The 11,238-nt window shown below is 50.8% G+C and carries 11 protein-coding genes; 9 read left to right on the top strand and 2 right to left on the bottom strand.

Going from position 1 to position 11,238, the window contains the following annotated elements:
• Positions 1-212 precede the first annotated feature (212 nt).
• The 5 genes from rpsO to dut all read left to right on the top strand — a co-directional run bounded on the left by rpsO (position 213) and on the right by dut (position 5,800).
• Complete coding sequence (rpsO, locus tag RW092_RS04760) at positions 213-482, top strand: 30S ribosomal protein S15 (RefSeq protein WP_009223056.1); 270 nt, start codon at positions 213-215, stop codon at positions 480-482.
• A 245-nt stretch (positions 483-727) separates the two neighbouring features.
• Entirely contained in the window at positions 728-2,836 is a 2,109-nt protein-coding gene (gene pnp / locus RW092_RS04755) for a polyribonucleotide nucleotidyltransferase (RefSeq protein WP_316009654.1), read from the top strand.
• Positions 2,837-2,981: 145 nt separating this feature from the next.
• Positions 2,982-4,016 (top strand): polysaccharide deacetylase family protein, encoded by a 1,035-nt coding sequence (locus RW092_RS04750; protein ID WP_316009653.1) that lies wholly within the window; start codon positions 2,982-2,984, stop codon positions 4,014-4,016.
• A 91-nt stretch (positions 4,017-4,107) separates the two neighbouring features.
• Complete coding sequence (locus RW092_RS04745) at positions 4,108-5,361, top strand: M16 family metallopeptidase (RefSeq protein WP_316009652.1); 1,254 nt, start codon at positions 4,108-4,110, stop codon at positions 5,359-5,361.
• Positions 5,351-5,800, top strand: a complete 450-nt coding sequence (gene dut / locus RW092_RS04740) for a dUTP diphosphatase (RefSeq protein WP_009223060.1) — start codon at positions 5,351-5,353, stop codon at positions 5,798-5,800. The genes RW092_RS04745 and dut overlap by 11 nt, the downstream gene beginning before the upstream one ends.
• A 247-nt stretch (positions 5,801-6,047) precedes the next feature.
• On the opposite strand, the gene RW092_RS04735 is transcribed toward dut, so the two are convergent.
• Together RW092_RS04735 and RW092_RS04730 are read right to left on the bottom strand one after the other, a co-directional pair.
• On the bottom strand, positions 6,048-6,371 hold the full coding sequence (locus tag RW092_RS04735) for a S41 family peptidase (RefSeq protein ID WP_157273276.1): 324 nt from the start codon (positions 6,369-6,371) through the stop codon (positions 6,048-6,050).
• On the bottom strand, positions 6,359-7,003 hold the full coding sequence (locus RW092_RS04730) for a hypothetical protein (protein ID WP_260070583.1): 645 nt from the start codon (positions 7,001-7,003) through the stop codon (positions 6,359-6,361). Before RW092_RS04730 ends, RW092_RS04735 begins: the two co-directional genes overlap by 13 nt.
• Positions 7,004-7,176: 173 nt before the next feature.
• Here RW092_RS04730 and dpsA point away from each other — a divergent pair, with 173 nt between their 5' ends.
• From dpsA to dapA, 4 genes are all read left to right on the top strand, one after another.
• Positions 7,177-8,076, top strand: coding sequence for a dipicolinate synthase subunit DpsA (gene dpsA, locus RW092_RS04725; protein ID WP_028539135.1), 900 nt, complete (start codon positions 7,177-7,179; stop codon positions 8,074-8,076).
• The gene (locus RW092_RS04720) at positions 8,073-8,666 is read left to right on the top strand and encodes a dipicolinate synthase subunit B (RefSeq protein WP_316009651.1); all 594 of its coding nucleotides are present in this window, start codon (positions 8,073-8,075) and stop codon (positions 8,664-8,666) included. The genes dpsA and RW092_RS04720 overlap by 4 nt, the downstream gene beginning before the upstream one ends.
• Before the next feature lie 256 nt (positions 8,667-8,922).
• Positions 8,923-10,143, top strand: a complete 1,221-nt coding sequence (gene dapG / locus RW092_RS04715; protein ID WP_016312392.1) for an aspartate kinase — start codon at positions 8,923-8,925, stop codon at positions 10,141-10,143.
• A gap of 93 nt (positions 10,144-10,236) precedes the next feature.
• Entirely contained in the window at positions 10,237-11,103 is an 867-nt protein-coding gene (dapA, locus tag RW092_RS04710; RefSeq protein WP_016312391.1) for a 4-hydroxy-tetrahydrodipicolinate synthase, read from the top strand.
• Positions 11,104-11,238: the final 135 nt, after the last annotated feature.

The raw sequence follows: 11,238 nt of genomic DNA, 5'->3' as shown, positions 1-11,238 counted from the left end.
TTCGATGTGAGTGAACCGATGCCTCTTTAGTAACATTTTAACTGAGTGATCGCGCGGCATTTACTTTGCCCATCGGCTGTGGTATACTATGTAACGTTGTCATGCGGAAGAACATGTTTTTTCCAATTGGCAGCGAGAACCTTGGCTTGGTTGCACGGTTTCACCGCCGGCGACGAGGCTAACGGCGATTTGAGATAAAGGAGGTGAACAGGATGGCATTGACTCAAGAACGTAAACAACAATTGATCCAAGAGCACAGAACTCATGAGTCCGATACCGGATCCCCTGAGGTGCAAATTGCTATCCTTACGGAGAACATTGTGAATTTGACGGACCACTTGCGTACACACAAGAAGGACCATCATTCCCGTCGCGGTCTTCTGAAGATGGTTGGTCAACGTCGTAAGTTGTTGGCTTACTTGAAGAACAAAGACGTAAATCGTTACTCCGCTTTGATTGAGAAACTTGGATTGCGTCGTTAATTAAACAAGTTTGTACAAAAGCAGCCTAGTTGCATGGCGGACGCTGGCGAAGCGTGTGGTGTGCAGCCGGGTTGCTTTTTACAAATTAGGCTTTGTTGCGATAAGCTTCCATGAAGAGCTCCGTCAGGAGCTTTTGTTATGAGGACATTCTTCTCTTGTCAACGCCGCTTCTCATTATGAATTGGTGAAAAGCAGGAAATAATGAACTCAGTACCGAACTTGTATTGGTGATAAGGAGGGATTTCATGCAGACTGAAGTGAGAATGGATTTGGGAGGAAGACCTCTCATTCTGGAAACCGGCCGATTAGCGAAGCAAGCGAATGCGGCGGTCATGGTCCGCTACGGCGATACGGCGGTGCTTTGTACGGTTACGGCTTCTTCCGAACCTAAGGATTTGGACTTTTTCCCGTTAACCGTCAATTATGAAGAGAAACTGTATGCAGTCGGTAAAATTCCCGGCGGCTTTATTAAACGGGAAGGACGTCCAAGTGAAAAAGCGATTCTGGCCAGCCGTTTGACCGACCGTCCAATTCGTCCGCTCTTCCCGGAAGGCTTCCGTAATGATGTGCAAATCGTAAACCTGGTCATGAGTGTGGATCAGGACTGCGAACCGGAAATTGCCGCCATGATCGGGACTTCTGCAGCGCTGAGCATTTCCGATGTTCCGTTTAACGGGCCAATCGGAGGCGTGGCTGTAGGCCGGGTAAACGCGGAATTCGTCATTAACCCGGACGTAGCCCAGCAGGAAGCGAGCGACATTTACGTCGTGGTTGCCGGCACGAAGGACGCTATCATGATGGTAGAAGCGGAAGCGAACGAAGTTCCAGAAGAAGTGATGCTGGAAGCCATTATGTTTGGCCATGAAGAGATCAAACGGATCGTTGCCGTCATTGAAGATCTCGTAAAAGTCGCCGGTAAAGAAAAGATGCAAGTTCAGTTGCATACGGTAAATGAAGAAGTGAACCGTGAGGTTCGCGCTTATGCCCAAGATCGCTTGATTGAAGCGGTGAAGATCGCTGAGAAGCATGCTCGTCAGGATGCGATTGACGCGATTAACGACGAAACGGTAGCTCATTTCGAAGAGAAATACATAGAAACGCCGGAGCTGCTCGCCGATGTGAAGGAAGTACTTCACGACATCGTTAAGGAAGAAGTGCGCCGGTTGATCACTCATGAAAAAGTACGCCCTGACGGTCGTAAACTGGACGAGATTCGTCCAATTGAATGCGATATCAGCCTGCTGCCGCGTACGCATGGCTCCGGTCTGTTCACGCGCGGGCAAACGCAAGCGCTAAGCATCTGTACCCTTGGAGCATTGGGCGATGTTCAAATTCTCGATGGGATTGACCTCGAAGAGTCGAAACGCTTCATGCACCACTATAATTTCCCGCCGTTCAGCGTTGGCGAAGCTCGTCCATTACGGGCTCCAGGCCGCCGCGAAATCGGTCACGGCGCATTGGGCGAACGCGCGTTGTCGAAGGTGATTCCGCCGGAATCCGAATTCCCTTATACGATTCGTCTCGTATCGGAAGTGTTGGAATCTAACGGTTCGACCTCGCAGGCAAGCATTTGCGCCAGTACGCTGGCGATGATGGATGCAGGCGTACCAATTAAAGCTCCGGTTGCCGGGGTTGCGATGGGTCTGATTAAAGACGGCGAACATGTATCGATCTTGACTGACATCCAAGGGATGGAAGATCATCTTGGCGATATGGACTTCAAAGTGGCTGGTACTGCGGAAGGTGTTACCGCTATCCAAATGGATATCAAAATTGACGGCATTGACCGGCAAATTTTGTCCGATGCTTTGAAGCAAGCGAGAGAAGGTCGACTGTTTATCTTGTCCAAAATGATGGAACGGATCCAGAAGCCGAAGGAGCATCTGTCCCCTTACGCGCCGAAGATTACGATCATGCAAATCAATCCGGACAAAATTCGCGATGTTATCGGAGCCGGCGGCAAGATCATCAACAAGATCATCGAAGAAACCGGCGTGAAGATCGATATCGAGCAAGATGGCCGTGTGTACATCGCTTCTACCAATGAAGAGATGAACAACAAAGCGCGTTCGATCATTGAAGGGATCGTTAAAGAAGTGGTGGTCGGCGAGATTTACGTCGGGACCGTCAAACGGATCGAGAAATTTGGTGCATTCGTTGAGATTTTGCCAGGTAAAGACGGCTTAGTGCATATTTCGCAACTCTCAACGGAACGCGTCGCCAAAGTTGAAGACGTTGTGGCGATCGGTGATACGGTAACGGTGAAAGTGACCGAGATCGACAACCAAGGACGGATTAATCTTTCCCGCAAAGCGGTATTAACCGCCGAAACGGACAAAACTCCATCCAAATAAATTTATAATCTATCGACGCAGGCAACCCTTGCGGGAAAAGAGACAGAATAATTAAATTCTGGCTCTTTTTTATTGTTTTCGCATATCCCTAGGCTTGTCAACATATGATGGGGACAAAAACCGTTTAAGGGGATGAGCTGTTAGCATGGGGCGGAACAAGTTTGCAGTCATCGCGATCTGCATTGCGTTGATGATGATATTGGGGCAGTTTGCCGGCATTCGGGCTTTTGTTGCCAAAAGCTCGGGAGAAGACAGCTACGCTTTTCGCCTGATTCATGACTTGACCGGTGACTTGGGCGCTCAGGACCAGCCTGACCCGACTAGCGGCGGGACAGCGAAGGATACGGATCCGTTGCTGGACAAGATCCGGGAAGAGGCGGAGAAGCAGCGGATCGAGCCGATTGACGCGGTGGTCGACCGGGTCTGGAAAGCGATTCCCGGCTATAACGGTCGAGAGGTAGATATCGAACGTACCTATGAGAAAGCCAAATTGTTGCCGGAGGGCGCGAACATCGAGTATGTGTATCGGGAGCTTCGGCCAAAGGTAAATCTCGAGGATCTAGGGCCGCAGCCGATTTACCGGGGGAACCCGAACAAGCCGATGGCAGCGCTCATGATCAATGTGGCCTGGGGCAATGAATACCTGGTGCCGATGCTGGATACGTTGGATCAGCAGAAGGTCAAGGCGACCTTTTTTCTCGATGGCAGCTGGCTGAAGAAGAACGGGGAGCTTGCGGCTGAAATCAAACGGCGTGGCCATCAAATCGAAAACCACGCCTACTCGCATCCGAATATGAGCCAGCTGGAACAAACGCGGGCACGGCTGGAGATCTCCAAAACGAAGGAGCTGCTGAAGGAGAAGCTGGGCGTGGAAAATCGCTGGTTCGCGCCGCCTTCAGGCGATTATAATATGCAGACCGTCAAGCTGGCAGCAGAGCAGGGGCTGAAGACGGTTTTGTGGACGGTGGATACCGTAGATTGGAAAAATCCGCCCGCAACCAGCATCGTGAGTAAGATTAGCAATAATGTAGGGCCGGGAACGCTGATCTTGATGCATCCGACGGCGGCCAGCCGCAACGCGCTGGAAGGGATGATTCAGGCCATTCGCAGCAAAGGGTTGGTGCTCGGAACCGTGGAACAAACGCTGTCGCCGGACCGAGTGGAAGTTCCTGTGCCGTAGAGTTGAGCTTTCCGCCTTTTTTTGGTAGGATAGGGATGCATTTATTAACGACGCTAACCAACGCATCGCATAACATTTAGGAGGGCCTTTCGTGAAGAAAACGCAATTGAAAAACGGCCTTCGGGTAGTCATGGAGAAGATCCCAACGTGCCGTTCGGTCTCGTTCGGGATTTGGGTCAAAACTGGCTCCCGCAATGAACGCCCTGAGCGGGGCGGAATTTCGCATTTTATCGAACACATGCTGTTTAAAGGGACGGAACGCTACAGCGCCAAGGACATCGCAGAACAGTTTGATGCGATTGGCGGCAACGTTAACGCGTTTACGTCCAAGGAATATACCTGCTATTACGCGAAAGTGCTGGATGAGCATTTACCGATTGCGGTTGACGTGTTGTCCGACATGTTTTTCCATTCTTTGTTCGATGCGGAAGAGCTGCGGAAAGAGAAAAACGTCATCGTCGAGGAAATCTCCATGTACGAAGATACGCCGGATGATATGGTCCACGATCTTGTAACGCAGGCAGCCTACGGAGACCATCCGCTGGCTCTTCCGATTCTAGGGACGGAGGAGAAGCTGCGCGCTATGGAATCCGAACACCTGCGAGAATACATGCGCGAGCACTATACGATCGAGAATACGGTCATTAGCGTGGCAGGGAATATCGATGAACAGGTGATTGACCTGCTGGAGCAATATTTCGGTGATTTTTCGAATCGGGGAAGCTCCGGCCCAATGGCCGCGCCTGAGTTCTTGGGCGGATTGAAGTTCCACCGCAAGAAGACCGAGCAGAACCATATTTGCTTGTCCTTCCCCGGATTGCCGATCGGGGATGAGAAGCAGTATGCGATGGTGCTGCTGAACAATGCGCTTGGCGGCGGCATGAGCTCGCGACTCTTTCAGGAAATCCGTGAGAAACGCGGGTTAGCCTACTCGGTGTACTCGTATCACAGCTCGCACGCTGACAGCGGACTGTTTACAGTGTACGCGGGAACCGCGCCGCGTCAGACGAAGGAAGTGCTGGATTTGACCAAGGAAATCCTGCACGATGTGTCGGTGAACGGGATTACTCCAAACGAGCTAAGCAAGGGGAAGGAACAGCTGAAGGGCAGCTTGATTTTGAGCTTAGAAAGCACCGGAAGCCGCATGAATCGACTTGGCAAAAATGAGCTGATGATCGGCAAACATTATTCTTTAGATGAAATGATCGCCCGCATTGAGGCGGTGACGATGGACGATGTCAACCAAGTATTGAAGGGCATGTTTAGTCATCCATTTTCGCTTGCCATGGTGGGGGCGTCTGATCGCGTGATATCGGGAGTTAGGAGAGATGAGCTTGTCGTTTGAAGTGCAAATTAACCGTTTGGCAGGAAATGAAGATATTGAGCTGCCGCGTAAAATGTCGGAGCTGGCTTCCGGCTTTGACCTCTACGCCGCCGTTACAGAGGAGCTGACGCTCCAGCCAGGGCAACGCGCCCTCGTACCGACCGGGATCGCGATCGCGATGCCCGGCGGCTTAGAGGCGCAAATTCGACCGCGCAGCGGGCTGGCGTTGAAGCACGGGATTACGTGCCTGAATACGCCGGGCACCATCGATGCAGATTACCGCGGCGAAATCAAGGTGCTGCTGATCAATCTTGGTCAGGAACCGTTCGTGATCCGGCGGAATGAACGGATTGCGCAAATGGTGTTCCAGATCGTTCCCGAGGTGAACCTCGTGCAGGTAGACAAGCTGTCGGAGACGGTTCGCGGCGCCGGCGGGTTTGGGCATACAGGCACGAAGTAAGGGACTGAGGCACGTTTAACCTGAGTAGCATGTTTATGTTCAGGTGTTGAAGAATAAGGGTAAAAAAGGTTCTTATTTTCGGTTAGGAGAGGGATATGGCCGGGAATAGCGGACTTTTTTACCCTTATTTTCATTTATCGCATTCAAAAGTGGCGGTTATGGTGGGTTCCGCTCCAAATAAGGCCTAAAATGTCCTCTATTTTTTGCGCTTAGAAGAATTTCGCTGAAATAAGGCCCGAAAAGTCCCTTATTTTGCTGCAGTAATGATCTCCATTAACTTTTCCATTTGGGCATCTCTTCCGCCGATAATGTCTTGGCGTGTTGTTGGAACATAGATATCCGGTTCTAAGGAGGTTTCGTGGGTCAAGCGTTGATCCGGTCGAGAAAAATGTTTATAAGATACGGTAAATTGAAATCCGGAGTGAGGCATCTTAAACACGAATATATCTCCATAACAAGATGGCTGATTGCCCGTTGGTTCTCCGATCAAAGTGGCCAGCCCATTATCTTTGAAGGTGACGGCAAAGACATTTGCGGCGCTGAACGTTTTGGGGGAGATCAATAGATACAAGTGACCGTTAAACGGGTTAACGGATGAGCTAGCATGGGCCTTCCCATGATTTTTAACCAATGTTCATTTTCAGTTGGCACTACCTTGGACAGCTCGTCTAATAACTGTGGAGGGGTTAGCCCGCCTAACTCAAGTAAAAGGTCGCCCCGTTGTAACAACGGCGTTGATCGAATCACCACCGGGCCTTCCGCAGTCCAGTATAACGGCAGCTCCAAATAGGAAAGGGAAGGGGAATAAGGGTTGATGCTCGTGTGGGCGTCATGCAGTTGCCCGATCATTTCTACAGCGGAGATATAAAAACGGCTTATGGGCAGCGGACCTGCTTGAATCATCCGGTAAGTATCCCGTATTTTTTTTCGTTGCTCTCTCTGCCATCCGTCGATCAGTGACGGGTGAACCTGTTCCAGCGTGCTTATAAGGTAATCGAAATCCGCTTTCATCGTATCGGGCGTCAAGAGAGCACTTTCTGCGGGATCCGCTTCGCCCAGCCTTTGTATAGGCGAGGTGAATGGTTCGACCTCTGACGCTTGCCGCTCCGGTGAGGAAATAACAACAGATCCTGCAAACGCCAATATCAAAAGAATCATCAAAAAAATTGCATAAATCACAGCCCGTTTTCCTGGCTTTCTCAACTCACTCCACCACCTGTAATAATATGGGATACATCCTACAAAATTGCTGGAAAGGTTTGCTATGACGATATACACATCGTCAGCTTCGCAACGCATTCTAGACTTTCACCACTTCGTAGGCCGCGGCATAAGATGGTCTATACTGTGTTGCTTGGAAGGAGTGCCGTCTAAGAATGCTGACCGGAATCACAATTGTATTCCTCGGTGGGGATGCCCGGCAGGTGGAGGTCATCAACAAATGTGTCGAGCTGGATGCTACAGTACGGGTTGTTGGATTCGACCGATGGGAAACACCCCTTAAAGGAGTCTCGCAGGAGACGTTAAGCCCCGGCTTGCTGGCCGGCGCGGACGTAATCATCCTTCCGGTAATCGGTTGCGATGATCACGGTGTCGTCCCGGCGCCGTTCTCTACAGAACAACTGGTCATTAAACGGGAATGGTTTGCCTCCGTCCGAACAAGCACGCTGGTCTATACCGGTATTGCCAAGAGCTTCCTAAAGCAAATGGGCGAGGAGCACGGCTTCCGGATCATCGAGGTGCTCGAACGTGATGACGTCGCCATTTATAACTCGATTCCAACGGCGGAAGGCGCAGTAATGATGGCGATTCAGAACACGGACATCACGATTCACGGTTCGAACTGTATCGTACTTGGGATCGGGAGGACAGGGTTTACGCTGGCAAGAACGCTGCAAGGTTTGGGAGCGAATGTGAGGGTAGGGGTACGTCGTGAAGCTGATGTGGCCAGGGCGGTGCAAATGGGTTGGAAGCCTTTTGTGACAAGGGATTTGGCCGCCAACACAGGGGATGTTGACTTGATTTTTAACACAATTCCGACTATGATAGTCACAGCGCAAATCATCTCGAAACTGCCCCGTACGGCGGTGATTATCGACCTGGCTTCGGCGCCTGGTGGAACGGATTTCCGTTTCGCTGAGAAGCGCGGAGTGAAGGCGATTTTAGCCCCTGGCCTCCCCGGAATCGTCGCTCCCAAATCGGCTGGAATTATTATGGCGAACACGATTTGTCAGTCGATTATGGATGAGTATCAATCACGGGGGGATGAACAGTGAATTGGCAGGGTAAAACGGTAGGTTACGCCATTACGGGCTCGCATTGTACGTTTGCTGAGGTAATGCCACAGATCCAACGATTTATTGACGGAGGGGCGAAGGTTGTGCCGATCATATCCCAGTCGGTACTGACGACCGACACCCGTTTCGGTAAATCGGAGGATTGGCGCAAACAGTTGAAAGATATTACCGGGAATGATATTATTTCTTCAATTGTCGAAGCCGAACCGCTGGGTCCAAGCAAGCTGCTGGACGTGTTGGTTATCGCTCCTTGCACGGGAACGACGACGAGCAAACTGGCGAATGCGATAACGGATAGTCCCGTATTGATGGCCGCTAAAGCCCAGCTGAGAAACGGGCGACCGCTTGTCATCGCGATGTCGACGAATGACGGTTTAGGTTTTAATTTGGCAAATATCGCGAAATTAATTGTGGCCAAGAACGTATATTTCGTTCCGTTTGGTCAAGACAATCCGACCGGCAAACCGAATTCGCTCGTAGCAAATATGGAACTGATTCCTGAAACATGCTATGCCGCGCTTGAAGGCAAACAGCTGCAACCGTTAATTATCGAACGTTTTCATGGATAACGTTGCGCAGCCGGCATACCATGTATGAAGCACCGTTCGGGTTGTTTCACGCCGTGATCTTTACAGGACGGACTCAATATAGGTGGGAAGTATCGGAACAAATTGCTCAAAGGCGCAGCATGGAATGCCGTATACCATCGCGGAGATCATTGCGGCGAAGGGGTATGTTTTCGAAGCTCTGGGTTCGTTAATCTTGCTATTACTAACGGAATGAAGTCATCGCTTTACTCCGCACTTATTAACTGGAGGAATATCCATGCGCATTTTGGTGCAAAAATTCGGTGGCACGTCTCTTTCGACGAAAGAAGCGAGAGAGCATGTCATCTCACACGTACGCCGGGAACTGGATAACGGTTTCCGGCTCGTCGTGGTGGTTTCGGCTATGGGCCGAAAAGGGGATCCTTACGCAACGGACACCTTGCTTGATTTGGTGTCTGAAGGGGATTGCTATTTACCCCCTCGCGAACAAGATTTACTGATGGCTTGCGGCGAAATTATTTCTGCAGCCAAGCTGTGCAGCTTGCTAGCTGAGCAGCACATCTCTTCGGTCGTCTTGACTGGAGCTCAAGCTGGATTCCGAACGGACAGCCAGTTTGGCAATGCGAGAATTCTGGATATCGTTCCGACACGGGTGCTGGAAGAACTGCAGCAGAAGGATGTCGTGATTGTGACAGGGTTTCAAGGTCAAAATCAAGACGGCGACTTCACAACGCTGGGGCGTGGAGGTAGCGATACCTCGGCTACGGCGTTAGGGGCTGCGTTACACGCCGAAATGGTTGATATTTATACCGATGTGAACGGGATCTTAACTGCGGATCCCCGGATTGTCGAGGATGCGAAGCCGCTGGAATACGTCAGCTACGCAGAAATCTGCAACATGGCGCATCAAGGGGCTAAAGTTATTCATCCCCGCGCTGTAGAAATTGCGATGCAAGCAGGAATTCCGGTACGGGTTCGCTCGACTTTTTCGCAAGGGGAAGGAACATTGGTTGCTAACCCCGAAGGTTTTAAGGACGTACAACTGGGGATTGTGGATCGTTACGTGACTGGGATTGCCTATGTGGCGAACGTGACGCAAATCCGGGTGGAATCCGTTGGCAACGGCCCGCATCATCTACAGCTGCAAGTTTTTAAATCCATGGCAGAGAACGACATTAGTGTTGATTTTATTAATGTGACCCCAACCGGTGTCGTTTATACGGTCTTTGATAAAGATTCGGCGAAGGCAGAAGCGGTGTTGAGATCGCTGGACCTTTCACCGCAAATATGCACGGGATGCGCCAAGGTGTCCGTCATCGGCGGCGGCATTAACGGCGTACCTGGAATTATGGCCAAGATCGTTGAGGCTCTGACCGAGCAGGGCATTCAGATTTTGCAATCGGCTGATTCGAATACTACGATTTGGGTTTTGGTGCGGAAGGACGATATGGTGCAGGCGCTGCGAGCGTTGCATGCGAAGTTCGAACTGGGTCGCTAACCAAGCATGTGAATTCATCGCTTAAGGAAATTGAAGGCATACTGAGAAGACGGCAATAAATAAGCGAAGCGGGAGACGGGAGGAGGATATGGCGTGATTGATTTCGGAAGAATGATTACAGCCATGGTAACGCCTTTTAATGATCAAGGAAAAATTGACTGGGACCAAACCGCAAGCCTGATCGACTATTTGGTGGAGGAGCAGCAATCTGACAGTTTGGTCGTAAGCGGAACGACGGGGGAGTCCCCTACACTAACGGATGAAGAAAAGCTTGAGCTGTTTGCCTTCGCGGTAAAACATGCAGCCGGACGCTGCAAAATTATTGCTGGCACAGGAAGCAATGATACTGCTCATTCCGTTCATTTGACGCGTGAAGCTGAAAAATGCGGAGTAGACGGGATTTTGCTGGTCGCTCCGTATTATAATAAGCCGAATCAGGAAGGCCTTTTCCGCCATTTCGAAGCGATTGCGGCTGTAACCAGCCTGCCGGTTATCGTGTACAACGTGCCTAGCCGTACAGTTGTCAGCTTGAGCGTGGAAACGACGCTGCGGCTGGCGCAAATCCCAAATATCGTGGGGACCAAGGAATGCGCGCCTCTGGATCAGGTTGCTATGATCGTTGCCCAGGCGCCGGAGCATTTTAAGGTTTATTCGGGTGATGATGCCTCGGCACTTCCAGCGATGGCGGTCGGAGCTTACGGTGTCATTAGCGTGGCCAGCCATGTCGCAGGCCGTTCCATCAAAGAAATGGTTGCACAATTCTTTAATGGGAACGTAGAGCGGGCAAGCCAGTTGCATCGCGAGCTTCTGCCGTTATTTAAGGTGTTGTTTGAATGCCCGAATCCAGTAGCCGTGAAGTATGCATTAAATGAAACCGGCCATCCAGTAGGAACGGTTCGTTTGCCGCTGGTGCCGCCAAGTGAACAAGAAGCGCAGCGGATTCGCAGCTTCCTCAAATAGCGGCTGTCTATCTTTGAATAACCAGATATGTGCTGTATTCCCAGAAACCGATGCCTGATTTGCAGGCATCGGTTTTTTTGACATTATAGAATTTATAAAATTTCGGGGTGGGAGAGGCCTTCCGCCTCGTTTTTG

The sequence above is a fragment of the Paenibacillus sp. 3LSP genome, assembly GCF_032465655.1.
GTDB lineage: Bacteria > Bacillota > Bacilli > Paenibacillales > Paenibacillaceae > Fontibacillus > Fontibacillus barengoltzii.
The sequence above is the reverse complement of the archived record's forward strand: the minus strand, read 5'-3'. Positions and strand labels throughout refer to the sequence as shown.